We start from the raw sequence: 22,101 nt of genomic DNA, 5'->3' as shown, positions 1-22,101 counted from the left end.
ACATTGACAGCAATTCAATTGCTTTTAGATATGTTGTGGAATGGTTTTGGCACGGCAAGGAATCGGTATGACGTTAATGGCAAAAGGAGCGGTTGGGGCGGAGATGCGTCCGCCATCGCAATTTGGCTTGATCAATCTGTTGAAGGCGGGCGCGGCGCAGCTGATCGTGCTGCATCATCTCGCCTTCTATGGTCCGATGGCCGATCACGTGCGACCCATGTTGCCGGCCTTGATAAGTTGGCTCGGGGATAGCGCCCGCATCGCGGTGCAGGCCTTCCTCGTCATCGGCGGCTTTTTGGCCGCCAAATCCCTGGCGCCCACGGGCCACGCCGGCATGGCCGACCCAATCGGCGCGATCTGGCGACGCTACGCCAAGCTGGCGCCGCCGTTCATGGTCGCGACCTTGCTGGCCGCCGCCGCTTCCATGCTGGCCGGTAAGTTGATGGCGCATGATTCGATCTCTGAACCGGCCACCTTGAGCCAGCTTGCCGCGCATGCGCTGTTGTTGCATGGCGTGCTGGGCTATCCGTCGCTGTCGGCGGGCGCTTGGTATGTCGCCATCGACTTCCAACTGTATGCGTTGATGGCGCTGATGTTGTGGATCGGCGGCCGTCTCGCCGCCGAGCGCCGTTCGCCGTGGCTGATGCCGAGCATGATCTCGCTGGCCGTCGCGCTGTCCCTTGTGTACTTCAATCTGGATGCCGACTGGGATAACTGGGCGCCGTATTTCTTCGGTAGCTATGGCTTGGGCTTGATGGCCTGGTGGGCCAGCGATCCGCGTCGCAAACCGGGCGCCGCCGCGTTGCTGGTGGGAATGGCGTTTTTGCCCGTGCTGGCCGCCCAGGCACTCGATTTCCGCAGCCGCATCGCGCTGGCGATGGCGGTTGCCTGCGTTTTAGTGTTGTTTGGTCGCGCCAAAACAACATCCAGCGGTAAGGGATGGTCGGTGGTCAACGGATTGGCTCGGATATCGTATTCCGTGTTTCTGATACATTTTCCGGTATGTCTGCTGGTGAACGCGGCGTTCACCCGTTTCGTGCCGCCGGAGCCGGAATTGCAGGCCTTCGGCATGCTCGTGGCGTGGGCCGCCAGCCTGGCCGCAGGGGTGGTTTTCTTCAGGTGCGTAGAGGCGCCGCTAGCCAGCCTGGTTCAGCGTGCCACAGGTCACAGCGTCGTGCGCCCGTCGCCCGCCTAGCGGGTTAAAGCTTCCACTGCGGTAACGAAAGCCAATCCATCATGGGTTGGCTTTTTCATTTGCTTGTTCAGGACAAAATGTTGCAATGCTAGTTATATGATTTTGGAATATGAATTTGCAAATAAATGATAGATTGGCATTGTTGAGAGGGGCTTATTATAAAAGTCATGCAGCCATGGCAAGTACAAAAAGGACTGCAATAACAACATAGGAGACAACAATGACAACGCCTCAGACCCGTATGCGGAAGACTGTATTGGCAGCCCTCATCGCCGAAATGGTAATTTCTTTTAGTGCCTCCGCGCAAACGGCCGACCAGCCGGTAGTGGATCCTTCCGCGACAGTCGTCGTCAGCGGCATCCGCGCTTCCCTCAGTTCCTCCCTCAACACCAAACGCATGCAGGACGGCGTGGTCGACGCTGTTTCGGCCGAGGACGCCGGTAAATTCCCCGACACCAATATCGCCGAATCCTTGCAGCGCGTGACCGGCGTGCAGATCCAGCGCAACGGCGGCGAAGGTCGCTACATCTCGGTGCGCGGTTTGGGACCTGAGTTCAACAACGTGCTGGTCAACGGCCGCACCATGACCAGCGACACCGGCGGCCGCGAGTTTTCGTTCGACATGCTGTCGTCCGACCTGATTTCCAAGGTGCTGGTCTACAAGACCTCCCAGGCCTTCCTGCCCGAGGGCGGCATCGGTTCGACCGTGGATATCCAGACCGCGCGTCCGCTGTCGGGCAAGGTAGGGCACTCGACCGTGTTCAACGCGTCGAGCTCCTATGACGACAATTCGAAAAAGTACACGCCCAACGCCAGCGGCATGTATTCGTTCGCCAACGAGGCGCGCACCTTCGGCGTGGCCGGCTCGGTGTCGTATACCGACCGCGCGTCCAAGCAGAACAAGGCCGTCAACGACGCCTGGAACTACCGCGACGTGGCGATGATCAACGGCGACCTCAACTCGCGCGGCTTGACGATGGCCGACGTCACCACCCGCAAGCTGTATATGCCGCAGAGCTACGGCTTCCAGCAGGAGGAGGAAAGCCGCAAGCGCCTGGTCGGTAACCTGGCCGTGCAATACAATCCGTCGCCGACGTGGAAGCTCAGCGCCGACGCCCTGTATTCGCGCCTGGACCAGAAAAACGATGTGGTCGCCGTCAGCGACTGGAACAATCCAACCCAGCTCGGCGTGAAGTACGACAACAACGACCAGGTGACCAGCTTCCTGCGTCCCGGCTCGATCTTTTACGCCAACAACCCGGAGATCGCCGGCGCCGGCAAGCTGCTCGGCGAAGCGAACTCGAACGACATGATCGTCAAGGGCGGCGATCGCCTGTCGATCACCCGCGCCTTCGGCCTGAATTCGAAATGGAAGCTGGGCGACGAATGGCGCCTGGAGGGCGATGTGTCGACCTCGCGCTCGACGTCGGCCACGCCGGACATGTGGGTGGTGGCCGGCATGGTGCCGAAAAACGGCGACATGCTCAGCTTTAACGGCACGCCGAGCATCACCTTCGGCGACGGCTTGGCCGACCCGACGGCGGTGCGCGCGCACGCCGTCTCCAACGGCCAGGTCAACCTCCACGACAAGTTGAAAGAAGGGCGCATGAACCTGTCGTGGGACCACGATATCGGCTTCTTCAAGGGCGCCGATACCGGTGTCGGCTATTCTCAGCGCGAGGTCGGCCGCCTGACGTACAGCAGCGATTCGTGGAACGCCTTCAGCGGCTACCACGTGGGCCTGCCGGCCAGCCTGTTCACGGTGACGCCGCTGGAAAACTTCCTCGGCGGCGGCGCCCAGGTGCCGCCCGCCTATCTGCGCTTCGACCCGCACGCCTACATCAATTATCTGAACCAGCCGTCTCTGCTGCCGCAGTCCAACGATCCGGCCCTGTATTCCGACAAGACCAGGTATCCTAACGGCCCGATGGCGATCGACTACACCAAGCCGTCGTCGTGGGGCGTGGAGGAAAAGGTCAAGAGCCTGTTCCTGGACACGCGCTGGGAGGGCAGCGGCTGGTCGGCCAACGCCGGCATGCGCATGGTGCGCGTGAACTCGTCCTCGACCGGCACCAGCCGCGTGCTGCTGTCGGCGGTGAAGAGCCCGAACGACACGACCTTCATTTCGCAGTGGGGACCATACCAGGTCATCACCGTCGACAACAGCTATAACAGCTACCTGCCGTCGGCCAATCTGAAAATCGACCTGACCAAGGACATGCTGCTGCGCTTTGCCGCCTCCAAGACCGAGACCCGGCCGACGCTGAGCCAGATGAGCGTGGACAACTGGTACGGCGGCCGCTTCGGCGACGTGCAGACCGGCGGCGGCAACCCTTACCTGAAGCCGATGCAGTCGAAGAACTTCGACATTTCGTATGAATGGTATCTGTCGAAGACCAACTATGTCAGCACGGCCGTGTTCATGAAGAAGGTGTCCGACTTCCTCGAGACGACCTTGCAGGACATGCGCATACCGCAGTTCGACGAGGTGGTGCACGACTCCCGCGTGCGCAACGGCCAGAAAGGCAAGATCAAGGGTATCGAGATCGCCGGCCAGTACGCCTTCGACGACTCGATCCCTTGGCTGCAGGGCTTCGGCGTGTCGGCCAACTACACCTACGTGGACGCCAGCGCCGAGCGCGCGGGCAGCGCCCCGGCGTGCGGCTACCCAGGCCTGTCGCCGCAGTCGTACAACGGTTCGCTGTTCTTCGAGAACACCCAGTTCTCGGCGCGCGTGAGCTACAACTGGCGTAACCACTTCTCGGTCGATTGCGGCGGCGGCAGCACCATGCCGCGCAACCGCGCGGCGTATGGCCAGACCGATGCGAGCTTGCGTTACAACATCACGCCGAAGATCTCGCTCTATCTCGACGCAATCAATCTGAACAACGCGAGAATGCGCGAGTACGCCAACAACGAGAGCCAGTTCCTGACACTGGAAGATGTCGGCCGCCGTGTGAACCTCGGCGTGCGGATGGCTTTCTAAGTCCGCTCCGCACAGAACGGCCGGGTTCCGCATCGCATGCGGGACCCGGCCGTTTTTTTATGTCCGAAGGGCTGATGCGCGCGCAATCGTGCGCCGTCGGTGACCGGACTCGGGGATAAAATGACGATGAGATGAGGAGGAACAGGGGACGCGACATGCACAGAGTCATTGCCATCGGTGGTTCGTTCGGCGCGATGCGCGTGCTGCTGAAGATCGTGTCCGCGCTACCCGCAGATTTTCCCGGCACCTTGTTAATCGTCACGCATATCGGCGCGCGCAGGAGTGCCCTTGCCGAGATCCTGGCGAAGGATAGCGTGTTGCCCGTGCGCGACGCGCGCGACGGGGCGCCGGTCGCGGCCGGCGTGGTGTTGCTGGCGCCCGCCGACTACCATATGCTCGTCAGCGAGGACGGGAGCACCGTCCGCTTGCATCACGGGGCAAAGGAAAACCATGCGCGGCCGGCGATCGATCCGCTGTTTCGCTCGGTCGCCGTGGCTTACGGCAAGCAAGCGATCGGCGTCATCTTGACCGGGTATCTCGACGACGGCGCCGCCGGCTTGCAGGCGATAAAGTCGCTTGGCGGCTGCGCCATCGTCCAGGACCCCGCCGATGCGGCGGCCGCCAGCATGCCGAGCATGGCGCTGGCGAGCGTCGCGGTCGATATGATGTTGCGCTCGGACGACATCGGCCCCGAGCTTGTCAGGCGCGTTCAATCAGAGCGATTGGAGTCTTCCATGACCACACCATCGGACGACGCCGAAGCGGCGTCAGTCAAATCCTGGCTGAAGTTGGAAAACCGGATGAGCGCCGGTCAGGGCGGATTACAGGAGTTGGCGAAGATCGCGACGCCATCGACCTTTACCTGCCCGGAGTGCCACGGCACGTTGTGGCAATTGACCGACAACGGCGTTCCGCGTTTTCGCTGTCACACCGGGCATGCCTATACGGCGCGCATATTGGAGGAATTGCAGGGCGATGTCGTCGAGGAGGCGCTGTGGGCGGCTGTTCGGGCGCTGCAGGAGCGGGAAAAAATGCTGCGCGATCTGCACGCCGGCGCGTCCGAGCGGGAGCGTGCTGAAAAGGCATACGCGGCGCAATCGGCAATCGCATCGGATCAGGCGGCACTCTTGCGCGGGATGCTGGAGCGGCCGGAAAAAGACGCCGACCAGTCGTGACGTCGGCCGTTTTCCAAGCCGCCATGAACCGCGAAGCGCTACCTGCCCAGTAGTCGCGGTGGCTCCGACGCATAGATTTTCGGCAGCAGCGGATGGTCCAGCGTGAAGCAGCGGCTGGCGCTGGCTTTCACCAGTTCGATTTCCTTGGCGAAGTAGCGCGCGGTCAGCGCGTCCAGCGAGCCATCGCGTTTGGCCATCGACAGACCGGCCTCGAGCCGCTGCGCCAGCCGCGGCTCGTTGGCGCTGACGTAGTACACCACCGGCAAGGGGTAATACAGCATCAGCCCCGGCACCAGTGCCAGCGTGTCGGCCAGTTGCGCATGTTCCTTCATCAGGAAATCGGCTTCGACCACGCTGATCGGCAGATAGTCGAAGCGGTGGCTGACCAGCATGTCGAGCAAGGTTGCAATGTTGCCGCTGTCGACGACCTGATAGCCGTTGTGGCGCAGCACGGCGTTATCCACCCAGCCCCGGCCTTGTCCGGCCACCAGCCGTTTTAACTGTGGGGCGGTGGTGATGGCTTGAAATTTCGGCAGGTCGTCGCGGCGCACGATCAGTTGGCGGTAGCCCAGCAGGCCGCTCAGGACGGGCGTGCCGATCATGATGGCGCGCTCTTCCGGGTCGTCGGCGTCCAGGTCGCGCCACGGGCCGGCATGGACGTTCATACGCTTGCCGGAATGGATTTCACGCCGGACGCGCGTGGTGCTCATCGTATCGACCACGTGCACCACCGTGAACGGGCCGTAGTCCGGCGTCGTCTTTTGCAGGGCCAGCTTGAGCGCGGCGGTCTGGTATTGATCGCGCTTGGGGGTTTTTCCCCAGTCCCAGTAGCGGTAGGCCATCGGCTCTGGCGCCGCCAGCGCGTTGCGCGTACCAAAGGTCCAGGCGGTCAGGGCCAGTAACGCGGTTCTGCGTGATGTGCCGCGTGGCGCGCCGGCTGGAAAGTGTGGCGTAAACGGTGAATGCATGGAAGAAAGTTTAACACCGCTCACCGTATGCGAGATGTCTTCCTGGGAGGGTGCGGCTTATTGGCGACAAGTCACGCAAATGTTTGCAGCAGCCAGCGCAACGTGCTTAGGCGAACCTCGAAAATCAGCGATTGCGCCAGATTGGCGCGCTGTTCCAGCTTGCTGACGTTGGGGCACGAGGCGACGCGGATCAGGAATCCGGCGAGCATGCTGCGATACCTTTTGTTCTCTGCGGCGTTGAACAGATGGGATTGTCGGAAGTAATTTTCCTTGTGGAAGGCGAGCGTCTCCCGCGCGAGCAGGGCTTCGTCCGTCGTGAGCGCTTGGTCGTGATGGCGGTAGCGGGCGACGGTGCGGTCGAGGAAGCCGATCCGCGCCGTCTCCGCGAACCGGTACCACATCGAGATGTCGTCCAGGATGCGGTAACGCACGTCGAAGCGCTGGCCGACGATGACTTCGCGCCGGCACACGATGGTCTGCGTGCTCATGCCGGTCTGCAGGCCGGCCATGCAACCCCAGAAGTTGCGGCACCGGTACAGCCCGTCCCCCAGCGGCTCCAGGTAGCCCCGCGCCTTCGATGTGAATTCCTTGTGCGTCAGGTAGCCGCGCTGCCCGTGCAGCGCCTCGCCGAACGGTTCGAAATCCGCGAAGAGGATGTCCAGGTCGGCATGCTGCGCGAAGATGCGCGTGGCGTGTTCCAGTTTGTCCGGCAGCATCACGTCATCCTGGTCGCAGAAGGAGATGTACCGGCCCCTCGCCAGCGACAGTCCGACATTCTTCGGCAACGCGGGCGCGCCGGAATTGACCGCCGTCGACACTACGCGCACCCTGGTGTCGCGCGCGGCATAGTCGGCCGCGATCGCCGCCGAGTCGTCGGTGGCGCAATCGTTGACGATGATCAGTTCGAGCTCCGCGCAGGTTTGCCGCAGGATGCTGTCGATCGCCTCGGCCAGATAGGTCTGGCCGTTGTAGGCGGGCATGATGACGGAGTGTAGTGGCATATCGTTTCCTAACGCCTTGCCGGCTTCGGCAGCAAACGGCGCAGCAGCGGGCGCGCCGTCGCCACCAGGTCCGGCTTGATCTCGTGGTTGAGCAAGACTACCCCCGCCACCCAGCAGGCCAGCGCTGCGGTACCTTCGAGCGCGAGCAGGACGAGCGGGCTGGCGTCGTCGAGGCCGGGCGACAGCATCAGCAGCGCCGGGCCGGCCACCGTCAGCGCCGTCAGGGCGGCCGAGCGCGCCACACCGCGACCAAGCTCGGCGACGCGCATGCCGGTCAGCGCCGCCAAGCTGCGATACAGCAGCGCCGAACGTAGCAGCGACGTCGCGGCGATGCTCCAGGCCACCGCCTCCAGCCCGAACGGCGCCGCCACGACGATGCCGGCGATGCGTGCCGACACGCCGACCGCCTCCAGTTGTGCGCGCAGCCGCACTTGTCCCATGGCGACGAACAGGTCGCGCGCCATGCCGAGCAGGCAGAACGTGGCGGTCGAGACGCACATGATGCGCACCAGCGGGGCGCTGGCATCCCACTGCGGGCCGTACAGCAGCCGTGTCAGCGGCGTGGCCAGCACGGCCAGCACGGCGAAGAATGGCCACGCCAGCCCCGCCATGTAGGCGACGGTGCGCAGATACAGCCGCTTGACGTCGTGGCCGTCGCGGACGTTGGCGGCGAACAGCGGCAGCAGCACGGGCGTGACGGCGCGGGTGATTAGCATGTTGAAGATGTTCAAGGTGGCCTGCGCCTTGCCGAACAGTCCCACCGCTTCGACATCGATGAGCTTGCCGATGATCATGTCCGGCGCGGCGACACCGCACTCGTCGATGACGTTCGAGCCGGTGGCGTAGACGCCGAAGCGCAGCAGCTTGCGCATGCCGGTGAAGCCGGGCAGCCAGGGGATGTCGGCGGGCCGGAACGGCAGGCTCACCAGCACCGTCACCAGGCTGCCGGCGACCGCCGCCCACGCCAGGCTCAGGTAGCCGAAGCCTAGTTTGATCAGCATCAGGCAGACGAGCAGGTTGGTCAGCGCGTTGGCGACGTTGATGCAGTAGAGCGCGCGGAAGCGCAGTTGCCGGCGCAGCACGGGCAGCGTGATGGAGCCGAACGGGATCAGCAGGACATTGAGCGCCAGCACGCGCAGCACCTCGCCGACACCGGGCTCGTCGTAGAAGGCCGCGACCGGATCGCCGGCCAGCGCGAGCAGGGCGGCCATGCTCCAGGAGATCAGCATGGTCAGCGTGTAGGCGGCGCGCAGGTGCTCCGCGTTTAAATCTTTTTGCTGGATCAGGTATTGTCCGACGCCGAAATCGCGCACCATCTGGGTGATGCCGACGACGACGGCGCCGATCGAAAAGATGCCGATCTGGCCTGGTGTCAGCAGCCGCGCGATGATCATGCCGCCGGCCATGCCGATCACCAGCACGGTGTATTTTTCGGCGAACGACATCAGCAGGGAACTTTTAATCGCGTTCATTTTCGGGTTGTCCGCATGAACGCGGCGGCAGTATGGTGGGCGCTTTGGCATCTTATGCGGATGTGGACCCTGGTCCTTTGACCTGGAACGAACTTTGGTGCTGTAGTGCATTGCAGGCCAACCGAATCCCTGGCGGAGTCCGAGCCATGGCGTGCGCAAACCCCGGCCATACCAATTGATTGGTCACGATCCTACAGGATCGCTATACGGCGGCCTACGCTGGGCAGCGCGGCGGCGCCTACCATGTATGCAGCGGTGGCCGAAAGGCGGACACCGCGCGCCTATACCGAGGAGGATCACATGCTGGCAATGGACTATTGAGGCCCTTACCGCGTCCGCGCGGTGCAAAAACCTGACCCCGAGATCGAGCATCCCGGTGACGCGATTGTTCGCGTCACGCGCTCGTGTATCTGCGGATCGGACCTACATTTGTATCACGGCATGGTGCCGGACACCCGCGTCGGCAGCACGTTCGGCCATGAATTCGTCGGCGAGGTGGTCGACGTCGGCAGCGGCGTGCAGCGGCTCAAGGTGGGCGATCGGGTGCTGGTCCCGTTCAACGTGTTCTGCGGCTCGTGCTTCTTTTGCGACCGCGAACTCTTCGGCAATTGCCACAACACCAATCCACAAGCGAGCGCCGTGGGCGGTATCTACGGCTACTCGCACACGGCCGGCGGCTACGATGGCGGGCAGGCCGAACTGGTGCGCGTGCCGATGGCCGACGTCGGTCCCACGGTGATACCGGCCGACATCCATGAGGACGACGCGGTGTTGCTGACCGACGCCTTGCCGACCGGCTATCAGGCCGCCGAAATGGGGGATATCAGCGAAGGCGACACGGTGGTGGTGTTCGGCGCCGGACCGGTCGGCATTTTCGCCGCCAAGTCGGCGTGGTTGATGGGCGCCGGGCGGGTGATCGTGGTCGACCATGTCGAGTACCGGCTCGATTTCGTGCGCCGCTACGCGCAATGCGAGGTGGTCAACTTCCGCGAGGTGCGCGATATGGCGCTGCACATCAAGAAGATGACAGACTGGCTCGGCGCCGACGTCTGCATCGACGCAGTCGGCTGCGAGGCAGCCGGTAGTGCGGCGCAACGCCTGAGCGGGCGTTACATGAAACTGCAGGGCGGCTCGGCCACGGCCCTGCACTGGGCCATCAACTCGGTGCGCAAGGGCGGCAACGTGTCCATCGTCGGCGTCTACGGCCCGACCTTCAACGCGGTGCCGATCGGCAACGCTGTCAACAAGGGACTGACGTTGCGCATGAACCAGGCGAGCGTCAAGCGGCACTTGCCGCGCCTCATCGAGCATATCCGCGCCGGCCACATCGACCCGAAACAGATCATCACCCATCGGGTGCCGCTCGAAGAGGTGTCCGATGCGTATCACATCTTCGCCAAGAAGCTGGATCAGTGCATCAAGACGGTGTTGATTCCGCCGAACGCCCCCCCCCGGATCGCCACGACGCCCGCCGGCGTCATCTTGCACTAGGAGGCACCATGCAAAACGACGATAAAGATTACGATGAAAACGACGTCGGACACGTCCACGGGCATGGCCACGCGCACGGGCGGCACGGCGTCGTCGCGGCGCGCCAAGGTGTGACGCCGCGCGAGCAGATACCCGGCTGGGGCAGCGATCTCGACCGCGCCAACCGGCCCGGGGTGCCGATGGAACGGACGCCGCCCCGGCTCGACGGCCCGCTGCGGCCGCCCGAACAGCAACATAGCGCCGTCGAAGTGCTGGTATCGCCCGAACGGCCCGGCATCACGCCGTTGTACGGCACCAGCGCGCCGCCGCGTGGCCTGAGCGGCATGCTGCGCCGTGCCGCCTTCAAAACGACCGAGAACGATATTCGGCATTGGCTGATGCTGTTGCTGGCCGATCGCGTCGATGCTGTCGAAGGCATCGGTGATGACTTGCGTCACGGCAGGGTGCCCAACGTTCTCGGCGAAATGGGCATGGCTGCGGAGTGGCGCTACAACAAGGCCGGCGTGGCGAAGAAGGCCGCGATCGGCGCAGCGGTGGTGGGGATCGGCTGGTACCTGCTCAAGCGGCGGCGCGCCTGAGGGCTCCACCGCATCGGCCAACGCAGCGTGGTTCAACCCGATGCCGGTTAAAGTGCTATTCTTGCAATGTCCCGCTCGGATACGCTGAGCGGGAGGCCTCCTCATTGCTCACACTCGAAGGTGCACACATGGCTAATGAATTCACGCTGGCGACCGCGGTCGCGCTTCCCGTCGGGTCTGGCGTCACCCGTGTGTATAAGTCGGTCGACCTTGCCGACGCCTTCGCGATACGACTGCCTCTGGGCGCCTCCAACGATCCGGATTTGTTGGCAAGGTTCATCTTTTCGCACCAGCCATCCTGGGTGGATACGCTTCTTAGCTTGCGCGATGTGATCGTCGCCGCTTTCGGTCTGAAAACGAGCAAGCAATTGGCGGTGATCGCCGCCGCGGCGAAGACTTCCGAGCGTGTCGGAATCTTTAAGATCTACAGCACCAACGAGACCGAGATCGTGCTCGGTGAGGACGACAAGCACCTTGATTTCAGGCTGTCGGTGCTATGCTCGACGGGAGCGGCGCCCGACAGCGGCCGCCAGCTGACGCTTTCCACCGTGGTGCATTGTCACAACCTTCTGGGGCGTGTCTACATACAAGTTATCGCCCCGTTTCATCGCATGGTGGTCAAAGCCAGTCTGCGTCGTGCCGCAGAGGTCGGTTGGCCGAGAGCCTAGTGGCGCAGGACGATGGTGAGTAGCGCCACCGAATCGGCCAGCGCGCGGACCGCGTGCGGGGCGCCACCTTCCAGGTACAGCATCTCACCGGCCTTGAGCGTGGTGGGCTGACCGCGCGTGATGAACGCTATCTCACCGGACAGGCATTGGAACGTGATCTCGCCTTTGACATGGTGCTCGGGCATTTCTTTCCCGGCAGGCAGCACCAGACGGATCAATTCGATTTGCTCGGTCTTGGTGAGCGCGATTGAAGAAAAAGTCGAGACGTCCTCGCCCGCGTGTGTCAATGCGATAACTTTTCCGGGTTTCGCGTGTTCCAAAGCCATGATGCCTCCCACGTTGATGAGTAAATGTCCATGTTAGCACCGCTGGCGATGCCCGGCAGGGCAACAGGACGCGCCTATGCATCGGCTCGTGTGGAAATGGTGGACCTGACCCCGGAGCCCCGCTATAGTTGACTTCCCTTGCCACTTCGATCACTTTTGCACACATGAAGAATATCGCCTTGGCGCTCGCCGCCGCCACCGCCTTCCTCGCGCTGCCGGTTCAGGCCGCGCCCGCCAAGCCCCTGCGTGTGCTGATCGTCAGTGGCGGCGGATACCACAACTATCCTGAACAACGTCGTCTGCTGGAGGACGGGCTGGAGGCGGCGCTCAATGTCGAGGTGTCGCACTTGTTCAACGAGACGAGCGGGGCCGAGAGGCGCCCGATTATCGGCAGCGCGAACTATGGCGACGGCTACGATGTGATCATCCACAATGAATGCTCGTCCCAACCCGGCGACACGGTGGCGCTCGACAATGCGCTGGCCCCGCATCGGCGCGGCATCCCGGCCGTCAACCTGCACTGCGCGATGCATTCCTATCGATTGGAAACCTGGCGTGAGCCGGCCAAGCCGGGCGCCGCCGATGCGCGTTGGTTCGCGTTCACCGGTATCCAGTCCACCGGTCACGGGCCGCAGTCGCCGATCAAACTGAGCGCGATCAACGCGGGGCACCCGATCGCCAAAGGGCTGGAACTGTGGACCACGCCGGACGAAGAACTCTACAACAACCTGGCGGATTTCGGCGTCACGCCGATCCTGGCGGGCATTCAGCCGAACGCGGTGAAGGAAAGCGAACGCAGCCAGCAGTTCACGGTGGCATGGACCCATGAGTATGGACCGGCCAAGGCGAAAGTGTTCAGCTTGACGTTGGCACACAACGAGAACACCATGGCCGATAAGCGCTACCTGAATCTGGTCGCGCGCGGGGTGGCTTGGGCGACCGGGCGTTTGAATGATGACGGAAACTTCGACGCGGTCATCAGGCCTCAAAAATAGATCCCGGCTGTTCAACCATCATCTACTTATTTCGCTGCTCTCTCGTATTCACGGAGAGGGCGGCACTGAAGGGAAAATTCCACATGATAATGTTCGTCGTGTTTGATCCACGGCGTCGTTTTCATAAAGGGAACCGTGTTCCGAAGTACATTGCCGCGCTTTGTCTGGAACAGTAATTCCATGAGTTCCTTCTGGAAGATCACGGTCTTAATTTTTACCTGATGCTTCTTTGCCGCTTCGGCAAGTTGGTAGAGGTGCTCCGCCATGGCTTCGAAGTCGATTTGCAGATTGTCCAGCGAGCCGCGCTCATCAAATTCCAATTCGTAGCCGAATTTGTTTTCCATCGTCGCCGGCATCAGCACGGATTTGTGTGCGCGGTCGATGACGGGCACCATGAAGTCGACCGAAACACCGGATTGGTGAGTCCGGTGGGGCTTGAATAGCCCGCCAGTCGCCAAGCCGGTTTCGCCATACATAAAGCGCTTGTCGGGCGCGCTGATGCGAGTCGCCGCATAGGCATCGACAACGATGTCTCGGACTGTTTGATGCACATAAGTGCGGCCGAGCGTGACCCCCATAGCGCTGTATGGGACATAATTTTGTCCGTGGGCTGGAAGTTGCACGCCGCCTTGCAGGCGTCCTTGAGCCGGCGTGCCATAGCACGTGCTGGCGCTGGCCGTTACCAAGGGAAGCGCAAAGAAAGGTGCCCACAAGATTCTATTCATATTCCCTCACGGATTGCATTTCGGCCGGCATCGATAGTGTTCATCATTTTGCAATTGTACGTCGGACAAATCGCATTGGGCGGGGCTGAATCGCGCAAAGAAAGCCCACAAACCGAAATTCGTGGGCGTTCAAATGATCTGATTCGCATCCCTAAAAAACCGCTCCCTCGATGTGATAAACCGTCGGTTCTTCCGATAAATATTCCTGTATGCCCGTCATGAACACCCGATGGTCTTCACTCGCTTCGAAGCCCGGCGTGTGATCTTCAAGCGACTGCCATCGCACGATCAGATTGAAACGATGCGGTGTTTCAATTCCTTGCGCGAGCAGGTGACCGCCGTAACCCTTGGCGCGCATGAGCAAAGGAGCGACCTCTGCAAATGCACGCTTGAAGATGTCGACGTCTTCATGGCGAACCGGGAGCAGGGCGATCTCGTAAATCATGACGCACCTTTGACGTCGATCACGATTTTCCCACGGAGACCGTTGTTGGCACTCTCCAGCCGCGCATGGGCCAGCGGGATATCGGCCAGCGAATAGACGGCGCCGACGTGTGGCCGCAGCTGTCCGCGCTCGATCAATGCACTCAACTCATCGAGCTTGCCACGGTTCTGTCTTGTGAAAACAAAGTGATAACTCGCGTTCTTGCCCCAAGCCTGAATCAGGTTCTGTGGCTTTGCAATGTCCACGATGCTGACCACGCGGCCAAGTTGGGCGAGCACGTCTGCGCTGCGCGCAAGGGTGTCGCCACCGATGGTGTCGAACACGACATCGACTCCGCGTCCCACGGTTTCACGCATGACGGCGTCGACATAGTCTTCTTTTTCGTAGTCGATGGGCACATCGGCACCCAGGCTGCGGGCGAACTCAAAGTTTGCCTCGCGCACGGTGGTGAATACCTTCGCACCGATTGCTTTCGCCAGTTGGATCGCCACATGGCCGACGCCGCCCGCGCCGCCGTGGATAAGGATGCTTTCCCCGACCCTGAGACCCGCGCGCACGACGAGTGCTTCCCACGCGGTGCCACCAACCAAGGTCAGGCTTGCCGCCTCGAGATGACTCAGCGAGGCGGGCTTCTTGCCGATGATGCCTTCCGCAGCGACGTGGTACTCGGCATAGCTGCCCGGACCATCGAATATTTGCGGTGTGTACCAGACTTCGTCCCCTGGCGCGAAGGACGTCACGCCCGGCCCGACCGCCTCGACAACGCCCGAGACATCGTGTCCGGTAATGGCCGGCAGTGGCACCAGGTCGGGATAGTCGCCGCGCCGGACCTGGAAGTCCAGTGGATTGATGGAAGTGGCGTGTACCCGGACCAGGACCTGTCCAGCTTGCGGGATTGGCTTGGGCACTTCGCTAAGTTCGAAGGAATCGGGACCGCCAAATGATGTAAGTGTCATCGCTTTCATTTCATATCCTCATTTCGTTAAAAATAGATATCGATAATTATCGATATGTTGTGACAAAAAAAATTACAGTTCTGTCCCCATGACGTCAGCAAGCGCCTTGATGGCCGCTTCGTTGCGCTTGTAGTACGTCCACTGGCCGACGCGGGTCACCTCGACCAATCCCGCACGCTGTAGCGTGGCAAGATAATTGGACACGGTGGACTGCGACAACCCAACGCCTTCCTGAATACTGCTGACACAGACGCCTAAGGTGTGAACGTCGCCTTCATCCTGGGGAGGGAAGCTGTTCGCCGGATCCTTCAGCCCCTTCAAAATGTCAAGGCGGGTTCGGTTTGAAAGGGCTTTGAAGATTTCGAGAAGGTCCATGCACGTAGTATATCTAAGTTTCTCGATATGTCAATGTGATTTCGTTCATGCGGTTTGCCGTCGGATCGGAGTGCAAGATGCGAACCGGCGACCAGCCAAAGGGTTAAAAGAATCAGGCCACGGCGATGAACGAATGTTGCGTTTCGCCTCTTGACGAGCGGCGTGGTAGCGATGTGGCGACCTGTGTCCGCGGCGCCTTCTCACTTTGATTTGAAATCTCGCATGCCCCTTGCGGTTGTGGTTTGCCTTCGATGCGGAAATGCCGGAAGAATTTGAACTTTCGGCTCACGCCGCCAGGGTCGGAAAGAAAGGGAAGGGAAAATTCCTGCTTGTCGAGTAGTATCAGGCGCCAAACAGTGCCACCAAAAAAACGGAACGTCAGTGAATTCGGCGGCAGGAGATTCAGCTCAGCAAACGTGCCTGTGGAATACCTCGAGCCGAGCACTGCCGAATCGACCAATGTCATATTGGCGTCGAACATGTAAATCCGCAGCATGTCTTCGTAGGGGATGTCATCAGTAAAGAAGGCAATGCTGCAACCCTGCCATGCCAAGGCTGTTTCCAGCACTGCACCGGTCACGATCAGTCCACTCGGCCTACCGTCTAAAAGCAATTCAGAGGACGGCAGTTCCGTGTCGGTAGGAGGTGACGCCAATCGCGCCGCAAACTTTGAGGTCGGGAGTAATCTCACGAGCGTGCTCTACCAAATAAAGCCAGCACTGAAGGCGGCCAGAGCTCCCCCAGCAAACGCACCTATTGTCACACATACCGGGGCACCAGGGCCGCACGCCAAACCCGCGAGCGCCCCTGCGGCGATGCTCCCACCGATTCCTGCCACCGTGGTGATAAGCTCGCGTTTGACCGCAGTGGCCTTGTTGGAAGCGTTGAGAACGTTATACATCGATAGTGCCAGTGACAGCAAAATGACGCCACGGCCCAAGTAAGACAATCGCATCGCATTGCGTGTAACCGCAGGATGAGATCTACCGGCTGACGCCACAACTTCGGCAAAGACGCGATTCTGCTGTGACGGGGTGAGTTTTGCGAAGATTGCACCTTTCCCGAACAGCTTCGAAGTTTTTTCAGCGATTAGCGCATTCAGACTACGACCCTCCGCCTTTCTGTACTCTGCGTAAGCGCGGGCGGCAGGAGTGGTGCGTGATCTGATAAGTTGCATGACGACGTTTCGGGTGTCGTGGGCCTGTTCCGCCGCTTGCGCCCAACTCATCTTGCCGCTGACGACTTCGCGGCGCAGGCTGTCTGACATGGCTTTTATTTCGCGTGCGTAGATCCGGCGGGCTGTGGAATCAAGCTCTAGATGCATCCCTGCGCTGGCAGCTGTCGCTTCGAGCGATTTGATCGCGTTTTCGAACACTTCTTCGTCGGATCGTTGCATGGTCAATTCCTGTCAATGGTGTTTGACAAGACTACTGCGTCGTAGGGCGACGGCATTTGAAGGAGCGCAACTGCTCGATGAAGAGAGCTAATGCCTTACTTAGAGAAATTCGACAATTTGGTCGGTACCGAGGAGCGGTTGTGTTGCTTGATTTCCGACGGATGGTTAGCAAATTAAAGCTTTGCCAACGGGTAATTGCTTGATGAGGGCAGGCTATTTGTGCGTTGATAGTGATGGAGCAAAAAAAGCAGACCCAGAGAGCGACCCAAAACAAAAAAGCCCACAAACCGAAATTTGTGAGCTTTCTTGATGAATCTTGGTAGGCCGTGCGGGATTCGAACCTGCGACCAACGGATTAAAAGTCCGCTGCTCTACCAGCTGAGCTAACGACCCAAGGGTGCTTCGGTGGTAGGCCGTGCGGGATTCGAACCTGCGACCAACGGATTAAAAGTCCGCTGCTCTACCAGCTGAGCTAACGACCCCCGAAGAAGCGAGATTATAGGGGGTATCGGCCCAACCTGTCAAATGCCCTCAGGACATTATTTGCCACTGAGGCGCTGTTTCGCCGTGACGGCGGCCGAGGACTCCGGATATTGCTTGATCAAGTCCTGCAGCGTCTTCTTGGCGGCCTTGTCCTTCAGCTCGGTCTGGCAGCTGGCGATGTTGAGCATGGCGTCCGGCGCCTTCGGGCTGTCCGGATAGTTCTTCAGCACCTGCAACTGGGCGCTGATGGCGCTCTTGCAGTCGCGCTGGGCGTAGAAAGCGTTGCCGAGCCAGTACTGCGCGTTGGGCGTGTACACGGAGGCGGGGTACTGGCGCACGAAGTCGGACAGGGCAGTGCCCGCCGCCTTGTAGTCGCCGGCCTTGAACAGCTCCATGGCTGCGCCGTAATTCTTTTCCTCGTTCGGATCGACCTGGGCGGCCTTGCCGTCCACCGTCACTTCACGCGGCTCGAGCTTGCGCAGGCGCGTGTCGAGGTCGACGTAGAAATCCTTCTGGCGCTTTTGCGCATTCGACAGCTCGTTTTGCAGCACTTCGATCTGGCCGCGCAGCTTGTTGAGCTCCTGCATCGTGTTTTCGTTTTGCGTGACCAGGTCCAGTGCGCTGGACTTGTCGGACTTGGTGTCCATGCGCGCGTTCATTTCGATGCGCATCGCTTCGACCTTGGCGCGCAGGTCGAGCAGGGCTTTACGGGCTTCCTCGTCGTCGAACAGGCCGGCGTGGGCTTGCATCGGCAGCCACGTCAGCGCGGCCAGCAGGGCGGCGGCGAGGCCGGATTTGGTGAGTTTCTTCATGTCGGGCGCTTTCAGCAAATCAAAATGGAAACGGGGCAGGGCGCGGATGAATACCGCGCGCCGCCCCGTATTATGCCTGTGACCCGGCAAAAGGGTAGTGCTTTCGATTACTTGTAGACGATGTCAGCACGACGGTTCTGTGCCCATGCTTCTTCGTTCGAACCGGTCGCTTTTGGCTTCTCTTTGCCCAGCGAGACGGCTTCGATTTGCGATTCCGGCACGCCCAGGGTGGTCATGGCTTTGCGCACGGCTTCGGCGCGCTTCTGGCCCAGCGCCAGGTTGTACTCGGAGCTGCCGCGTTCGTCGGTGTTGCCTTGGATCAGGATGGCGCGCGATTTGTTCTTGGCCAGGTAAGCGGAGTGGTTTTCCACCACTGGCTTGCCGTCGGCGCGCACGACATAGCTGTCCAGGTCGAAGTAGATGCTACGGTTGGCCAGCACGCCTTTTGGATCGTCCAGCGGGTCCAGCGATTTGGTTTCAACCGGGGCGACGGTGCGGGTGTCCGACTGCGACGGCGCGGCCTTGTCGGCTGGACGCTCGACGACTGGTGCCGGCTCCGACACTTTGACCGGGGTCGAGCAGGCGGACAGGATGGCGGCGGTGGTGATGACGAAAGCTAAGCTGCTGAGTTTACGCATTTGATTCTCCTAGTAATAATTAAAGACCAGATTTATTTACTGCATGAACGGACCCCAGGTGGGCTCCTTGATGTTGCCCGCCTGCGTGGTCAGGCGCTGCTTTACACGTCCGTCGACGGACACCACGGCCAGCGACTTGCGGCCGCCGGCTTGCGTGGCGTACATGATGTATTTGCCGTTGGGGGCGAAGCTCGGCGATTCGTCGCTGGTGGTGTCCGACAGGCGCTGCTCCTGGCCGCTGGCCAGGTCCAGCACGTACAGCTGGAAGTTGCCGTCGCGGCGAGAGATGTAGGCCAGGGTTTTGCCGTCCGACGAGATGCGCGGGCTGGTGTTATAGGTGCCGCTGAAGGTCACGCGCTTGGCTTCGCCGCCGTCGGCGCTCATGCGGTAGATCTGCGGGCCGCCGCTGCGGTCGCTGGTGAAGTAGATGCTCTGGCCGTCGGCCGAGAATTGCGGCTCGGTGTCGATGCCGTTGCTGTTGGAGACGCGGCGCAGGCCGCTGCCGTCGGTGTTGACCGTGTAGACCTGGGTGTGGCCGTCCTTCGACAGCGCCACGGCCAGCTTGTTGCCGGCCGGCGACCACGATGGGGCCGAGTTACTGCCTTTTTCGTTGGCGACCACGGTGCGTGCGCGGGTGACCAGGTTTTGCACATAGACCACCGGTTTTTTCTGCTCGAACGAGACGTAGGCGACCTTGGTGCCGTCCGGCGACCACGATGGCGAGATGATCGGCTCGTTCGAGCGCAGCGCCAGTTGCTCGCCTTCGCCATCGGCATCGGCCACCAGCAGCTGGTAGTTACGGCCTTCCTGCTTGACGTAGGAGATGCGGGTGGCGAAGGCGCCACGGATGCCGGTCAGCTTGAAGAAGACGTCGTCGGCGATCAAATGGGCCGACAGGCGGGTGAACTGCGCCGTGACGGCTTTGTCTAAATTGGAGATCTTGGCTTGCTTGACGGTGTCGAGCAGTTTGTAGCGCACGTCGTAGCGACCATCGGCCAGCGCGTCGACGGTGCCGACGACGAGCGCGTCGGCGCCTTTGGCTTTCCAGGCGCTGTAGTCGATGTTGTTGACGTCGGTGATGACGCCGGCGTCGATCACTTTAAAGGCGCCGCTGCGCTCGAGGTCGGCCTTGATGATCTCCGAGATTTTTTGCGGCGATACGCCTTCGTTGGCGAAGCCGGCCACGGCAACCGGGATCTGGTTGCTGCCGACACCGGAAATTTCGATGCGCATTTGTGCCTGGGCGCTGCCCATGGTGGCAGCAATGGTCAGGCCGGCGTAAAGGAGGGTCAGTTTTTTCATATCAATGCATATCCTTCATGTTGAAGTCGGCTGTAAATTCGCGTTCTACCGTACCATCTTTCTTCTTTGGTAGTGGTGACGATTTGGCAATCGCGTTCTCGATCGCACTGTCATAGGCGGCCGAGCCGCTACTTTTCGTCTTGCGCACGCCGATAATTTCACCGGACGGTAGCTGCGTGATCTGGTACGTGGCGCTCAGAGAGTCATCGATCGTGCCGTAGACCAGGTTGCTCCTGATCTTGGCCACGATGGCCGCCTTGTAACCGCCGTCGGCGCGGCCGCCGGTCGATTGCGCGGCCGTGCCGGTCGAGCCCTTGGCGGCCGAACCCGTGATGCGGCTCATTTCCGCTGCGAACGCCTTATCCTTGGCCGCCTTGTCGGCTTTTTCCTTGGCAAGTTTCTCTGCGGCTGCCTTTTTCTTGTCCTTTTCCTTCTCGGCCAGTTCCTTCTTGTCCTTCTCGGCCTGTTCTTTCTCTTCCTTCAGCTTCTGCTCGGCCAGTTTCTTGTCAGCCAGTTTCTTGGCTTCCAGCTTGGCCTGCTTCTCTTCGGCTTCCTGTTTCAGCTTGGCTTCCTTGGCTTCGGCCAGCTTCTTCTCTTCGAGTTTTTTCTTGGCCTTCAGGCGTTCGAGGGCGATGTCCGGTTCCTTCGGCGCAGGCGGCGCCTCCACCGGCGGTGGCGGCGGCGTCTTGATTACGGGCGTCGGTTCCGGCTCCGGCTCCGGTTCGGGCGTGGGCTCGGGAGTAGGGGCGGGCGGCGCGGCGTCCTGCACCTTCATGTCCCAGATCTCGGCCTGCACTTCGGTCGGCTCATTGTTCTGCCAGCTCACGCCGACCCACAGGAACAGCAGCAGCACCGCGTGCATTGCCACGGCCAGCACTACCGAGCGCCAGCCTTCGTTATGTCGCGGAACCTTGTACGGACCGCCTGCGGTTGCGGGTTTCATCGTCTGCACTAGTTATTTGGTGGACAAGCCGACCCGGTTGATGCCCATCTTTTTCGCTTCCGAGATCAGCTGGATCACGTCGTCGTACTTGCTTTCCTTGTCGCCGGCGATCAGCACCGGATAGTCCGGATGCGTCTCGTGCAGCGTGCGCAATTTCTTGACCAGCGCGTCGCGGTTCGGGGCCGTCTCGGGCGCGTCCTCGCCTTTGCCCTTGACGCCGATCGACAGCGCGCCGTTCGGCTTGATGACGATCTGCACGTAGTCGCTTGGCGGCTTGGTCGATTTTTCAGCGTTCGGCAAGTCGACGATGCTTGGATCGGTAGCCGACGGCATGACCATGAAGATGATCAGCAAAACCAGCATGACGTCGATGTACGGCACGACGTTGATTTCGGATTTGAGCTTGCGGCCGCGGCCGCCGCGCATGCTGCTGGAGAAAGAGGAAGCCATGGTCTCTCTACCTTATTAACGCGATTGACGTTGCAGGATGTTGGAGAACTCTTCGACGAAACTTTCGAAGCGGATCGCCAGACGATCGATGTCGTGCGTGAAGCGGTTGTAGGCGACGACGGCCGGAATCGCCGCGAACAGGCCGATGGCGGTGGCGATCAGCGCTTCGGCGATGCCGGGCGCGACGGCGGCCAGGGTGGCTTGCTGCACGTTGGCCAGGCCGCGGAAGGCGTTCATGATGCCCCAGACGGTGCCCAACAGGCCGATGTACGGCGACACCGAGCCGACCGAGGCCAGGAAGGCCAGGTGCGATTCGAGCACGTCCATTTCGCGCTGGAAGGCGGCGCGCATGGCGCGGCGCGCGCCGTCCAGGATGGCGACGTGGTCGACGGTGTCGCGGCTGGCGGCGTAGGCGGCCTTGCTCTTGATGAATTCGCCCATGCCGGCTTCGAAGATGCGCGCCAGCGGGCCGCTGGTGGCGCGGTCCTTGCCGGCGTTCTGGTGCAGCGCGTGCAGGTTGCCGCCGGCCCAGAAGGTTTTTTCGAAGTCGATCGTCAGGCGGCGCGCCGAGCGGACCGCGAACAGTTTACTGAAAATGTACGTCCAGCTGGTCAGCGAGATGATGAACAACAACGCCATGATCAGTTGCACGATCAGGTGGGCGTTGGAGATGAGGGACAGGAAAGAGAGGTCTTGGGTGACGTTCATTGTTTATCAGTCT

At 61.2% G+C, this 22,101-nt stretch carries 23 protein-coding genes and 2 tRNA genes; 7 read left to right on the top strand and 18 right to left on the bottom strand.

What is annotated here, in order from left to right; genetic code table 11:
* The first annotated feature begins 76 nt into the window (after positions 1-76).
* The 3 genes from NHH88_24745 to NHH88_24735 all read left to right on the top strand — a co-directional run bounded on the left by NHH88_24745 (position 77) and on the right by NHH88_24735 (position 5,356).
* Positions 77-1,195: an acyltransferase gene (locus NHH88_24745; protein USX17423.1), complete on the top strand. Its 1,119-nt coding sequence runs from the start codon at positions 77-79 to the stop codon at positions 1,193-1,195.
* A gap of 325 nt (positions 1,196-1,520) precedes the next feature.
* Entirely contained in the window at positions 1,521-4,181 is a 2,661-nt protein-coding gene (locus tag NHH88_24740) for a TonB-dependent receptor (protein USX12860.1), read from the top strand.
* A gap of 155 nt (positions 4,182-4,336) precedes the next feature.
* A complete protein-coding gene (locus tag NHH88_24735) occupies positions 4,337-5,356 on the top strand; it encodes a chemotaxis protein CheB (GenBank protein USX12859.1) in 1,020 nt (339 codons plus the stop codon).
* 38 nt (positions 5,357-5,394) lie between these two features.
* Here NHH88_24735 and NHH88_24730 read toward each other — a convergent pair whose 3' ends face one another.
* From NHH88_24730 to NHH88_24720, 3 genes are all read right to left on the bottom strand, one after another.
* Positions 5,395-6,324, bottom strand: a complete 930-nt coding sequence (locus NHH88_24730; GenBank protein USX12858.1) for a transporter substrate-binding domain-containing protein — start codon at positions 6,322-6,324, stop codon at positions 5,395-5,397.
* Between the two features lie 71 nt (positions 6,325-6,395).
* A complete protein-coding gene (locus NHH88_24725) occupies positions 6,396-7,325 on the bottom strand; it encodes a glycosyltransferase family 2 protein (protein USX12857.1) in 930 nt (309 codons plus the stop codon).
* 8 nt (positions 7,326-7,333) lie between these two features.
* Positions 7,334-8,797 (bottom strand): lipopolysaccharide biosynthesis protein, encoded by a 1,464-nt coding sequence (locus tag NHH88_24720; protein USX12856.1) that lies wholly within the window; start codon positions 8,795-8,797, stop codon positions 7,334-7,336.
* Positions 8,798-9,226: 429 nt separating this feature from the next.
* Between NHH88_24720 and NHH88_24715 the strand changes: the two genes are divergently transcribed.
* The 3 genes from NHH88_24715 to NHH88_24705 all read left to right on the top strand — a co-directional run bounded on the left by NHH88_24715 (position 9,227) and on the right by NHH88_24705 (position 11,534).
* Positions 9,227-10,288 carry a glutathione-dependent formaldehyde dehydrogenase gene (locus tag NHH88_24715; protein USX12855.1) on the top strand — a complete coding sequence of 354 codons (1,062 nt, stop codon included), beginning with the start codon at positions 9,227-9,229 and terminating at the stop codon, positions 10,286-10,288.
* Between the two features lie 8 nt (positions 10,289-10,296).
* The gene (locus NHH88_24710) at positions 10,297-10,866 is read left to right on the top strand and encodes a hypothetical protein (protein USX12854.1); all 570 of its coding nucleotides are present in this window, start codon (positions 10,297-10,299) and stop codon (positions 10,864-10,866) included.
* A gap of 128 nt (positions 10,867-10,994) precedes the next feature.
* Complete coding sequence (locus NHH88_24705; protein USX12853.1) at positions 10,995-11,534, top strand: DUF2867 domain-containing protein; 540 nt, start codon at positions 10,995-10,997, stop codon at positions 11,532-11,534.
* Here the strand turns inward: NHH88_24705 and NHH88_24700 are convergent.
* Positions 11,531-11,860 (bottom strand): cupin domain-containing protein, encoded by a 330-nt coding sequence (locus tag NHH88_24700; GenBank protein ID USX12852.1) that lies wholly within the window; start codon positions 11,858-11,860, stop codon positions 11,531-11,533. The genes NHH88_24705 and NHH88_24700 overlap by 4 nt on opposite strands.
* A 164-nt stretch (positions 11,861-12,024) precedes the next feature.
* Here NHH88_24700 and NHH88_24695 point away from each other — a divergent pair, with 164 nt between their 5' ends.
* Positions 12,025-12,855 (top strand): ThuA domain-containing protein, encoded by an 831-nt coding sequence (locus tag NHH88_24695; GenBank protein USX12851.1) that lies wholly within the window; start codon positions 12,025-12,027, stop codon positions 12,853-12,855.
* A gap of 26 nt (positions 12,856-12,881) precedes the next feature.
* On the opposite strand, the gene NHH88_24690 is transcribed toward NHH88_24695, so the two are convergent.
* From NHH88_24690 to tolQ, 14 genes are all read right to left on the bottom strand, one after another.
* Positions 12,882-13,580 carry a penicillin-insensitive murein endopeptidase gene (locus NHH88_24690; GenBank protein ID USX12850.1) on the bottom strand — a complete coding sequence of 233 codons (699 nt, stop codon included), beginning with the start codon at positions 13,578-13,580 and terminating at the stop codon, positions 12,882-12,884.
* 151 nt (positions 13,581-13,731) lie between these two features.
* The gene (locus tag NHH88_24685; GenBank protein ID USX12849.1) at positions 13,732-14,025 is read right to left on the bottom strand and encodes an antibiotic biosynthesis monooxygenase; all 294 of its coding nucleotides are present in this window, start codon (positions 14,023-14,025) and stop codon (positions 13,732-13,734) included.
* Positions 14,022-14,990 (bottom strand): zinc-dependent alcohol dehydrogenase family protein, encoded by a 969-nt coding sequence (locus NHH88_24680; GenBank protein USX12848.1) that lies wholly within the window; start codon positions 14,988-14,990, stop codon positions 14,022-14,024. The genes NHH88_24685 and NHH88_24680 overlap by 4 nt, the downstream gene beginning before the upstream one ends.
* Positions 14,991-15,053: 63 nt before the next feature.
* Positions 15,054-15,356 carry a helix-turn-helix domain-containing protein gene (locus tag NHH88_24675; GenBank protein ID USX12847.1) on the bottom strand — a complete coding sequence of 101 codons (303 nt, stop codon included), beginning with the start codon at positions 15,354-15,356 and terminating at the stop codon, positions 15,054-15,056.
* 112 nt (positions 15,357-15,468) lie between these two features.
* Positions 15,469-15,936 (bottom strand): hypothetical protein, encoded by a 468-nt coding sequence (locus tag NHH88_24670; GenBank protein ID USX12846.1) that lies wholly within the window; start codon positions 15,934-15,936, stop codon positions 15,469-15,471.
* Between the two features lie 120 nt (positions 15,937-16,056).
* Positions 16,057-16,752, bottom strand: a complete 696-nt coding sequence (locus NHH88_24665; GenBank protein USX12845.1) for a hypothetical protein — start codon at positions 16,750-16,752, stop codon at positions 16,057-16,059.
* Positions 16,753-17,069: 317 nt separating this feature from the next.
* Positions 17,070-17,145: transfer RNA gene (locus tag NHH88_24660), tRNA-Lys, on the bottom strand.
* A 13-nt stretch (positions 17,146-17,158) separates the two neighbouring features.
* Positions 17,159-17,234 (bottom strand) — tRNA-Lys (locus NHH88_24655).
* Positions 17,235-17,291: 57 nt separating this feature from the next.
* Positions 17,292-18,047: a tol-pal system protein YbgF gene (ybgF, locus tag NHH88_24650; protein USX12844.1), complete on the bottom strand. Its 756-nt coding sequence runs from the start codon at positions 18,045-18,047 to the stop codon at positions 17,292-17,294.
* Between the two features lie 107 nt (positions 18,048-18,154).
* Complete coding sequence (gene pal / locus NHH88_24645) at positions 18,155-18,685, bottom strand: peptidoglycan-associated lipoprotein Pal (protein ID USX12843.1); 531 nt, start codon at positions 18,683-18,685, stop codon at positions 18,155-18,157.
* A 36-nt stretch (positions 18,686-18,721) separates the two neighbouring features.
* Positions 18,722-19,987: a Tol-Pal system beta propeller repeat protein TolB gene (gene tolB, locus NHH88_24640; GenBank protein ID USX12842.1), complete on the bottom strand. Its 1,266-nt coding sequence runs from the start codon at positions 19,985-19,987 to the stop codon at positions 18,722-18,724.
* A 1-nt stretch (position 19,988) separates the two neighbouring features.
* Positions 19,989-20,930 (bottom strand): cell envelope integrity protein TolA, encoded by a 942-nt coding sequence (gene tolA, locus NHH88_24635; GenBank protein USX17422.1) that lies wholly within the window; start codon positions 20,928-20,930, stop codon positions 19,989-19,991.
* A 12-nt stretch (positions 20,931-20,942) separates the two neighbouring features.
* Positions 20,943-21,380, bottom strand: a complete 438-nt coding sequence (locus NHH88_24630; protein ID USX12841.1) for an ExbD/TolR family protein — start codon at positions 21,378-21,380, stop codon at positions 20,943-20,945.
* A 15-nt stretch (positions 21,381-21,395) separates the two neighbouring features.
* Positions 21,396-22,088, bottom strand: a complete 693-nt coding sequence (gene tolQ / locus NHH88_24625) for a protein TolQ (GenBank protein ID USX12840.1) — start codon at positions 22,086-22,088, stop codon at positions 21,396-21,398.
* Positions 22,089-22,101: the final 13 nt, after the last annotated feature.

Source organism: Oxalobacteraceae bacterium OTU3CAMAD1 (assembly GCA_024123915.1).
In the GTDB taxonomy this organism is placed as follows: Bacteria; Pseudomonadota; Gammaproteobacteria; order Burkholderiales; family Burkholderiaceae_D; genus Rugamonas.
Note: the sequence above shows the minus strand (reverse complement) of the source record. Positions and strands in the feature narration are given on the sequence as shown.

Coding starts and splice junctions, on each gene's coding strand:
- NHH88_24745 (USX17423.1), top strand. CDS start 77: ATGGCAAAAGGAGCGGTTGGGGCGGAGATGCGTCCGCCATCGCAATTT.
- NHH88_24735 (USX12859.1), top strand. CDS start 4,337: ATGCACAGAGTCATTGCCATCGGTGGTTCGTTCGGCGCGATGCGCGTG.
- NHH88_24730 (USX12858.1), bottom strand. CDS start 6,324: ATGCATTCACCGTTTACGCCACACTTTCCAGCCGGCGCGCCACGCGGC.
- NHH88_24725 (USX12857.1), bottom strand. CDS start 7,325: ATGCCACTACACTCCGTCATCATGCCCGCCTACAACGGCCAGACCTAT.
- NHH88_24720 (USX12856.1), bottom strand. CDS start 8,797: ATGAACGCGATTAAAAGTTCCCTGCTGATGTCGTTCGCCGAAAAATAC.
- NHH88_24710 (USX12854.1), top strand. CDS start 10,297: ATGCAAAACGACGATAAAGATTACGATGAAAACGACGTCGGACACGTC.
- NHH88_24705 (USX12853.1), top strand. CDS start 10,995: ATGGCTAATGAATTCACGCTGGCGACCGCGGTCGCGCTTCCCGTCGGG.
- NHH88_24700 (USX12852.1), bottom strand. CDS start 11,860: ATGGCTTTGGAACACGCGAAACCCGGAAAAGTTATCGCATTGACACAC.
- NHH88_24695 (USX12851.1), top strand. CDS start 12,025: ATGAAGAATATCGCCTTGGCGCTCGCCGCCGCCACCGCCTTCCTCGCG.
- NHH88_24690 (USX12850.1), bottom strand. CDS start 13,580: ATGAATAGAATCTTGTGGGCACCTTTCTTTGCGCTTCCCTTGGTAACG.
- NHH88_24685 (USX12849.1), bottom strand. CDS start 14,025: ATGATTTACGAGATCGCCCTGCTCCCGGTTCGCCATGAAGACGTCGAC.
- NHH88_24680 (USX12848.1), bottom strand. CDS start 14,990: ATGAAAGCGATGACACTTACATCATTTGGCGGTCCCGATTCCTTCGAA.
- NHH88_24675 (USX12847.1), bottom strand. CDS start 15,356: ATGGACCTTCTCGAAATCTTCAAAGCCCTTTCAAACCGAACCCGCCTT.
- NHH88_24665 (USX12845.1), bottom strand. CDS start 16,752: ATGCAACGATCCGACGAAGAAGTGTTCGAAAACGCGATCAAATCGCTC.
- ybgF (USX12844.1), bottom strand. CDS start 18,047: ATGAAGAAACTCACCAAATCCGGCCTCGCCGCCGCCCTGCTGGCCGCG.
- pal (USX12843.1), bottom strand. CDS start 18,685: ATGCGTAAACTCAGCAGCTTAGCTTTCGTCATCACCACCGCCGCCATC.
- tolB (USX12842.1), bottom strand. CDS start 19,987: ATGAAAAAACTGACCCTCCTTTACGCCGGCCTGACCATTGCTGCCACC.
- tolA (USX17422.1), bottom strand. CDS start 20,930: ATGAAACCCGCAACCGCAGGCGGTCCGTACAAGGTTCCGCGACATAAC.
- NHH88_24630 (USX12841.1), bottom strand. CDS start 21,380: ATGGCTTCCTCTTTCTCCAGCAGCATGCGCGGCGGCCGCGGCCGCAAG.
- tolQ (USX12840.1), bottom strand. CDS start 22,088: ATGAACGTCACCCAAGACCTCTCTTTCCTGTCCCTCATCTCCAACGCC.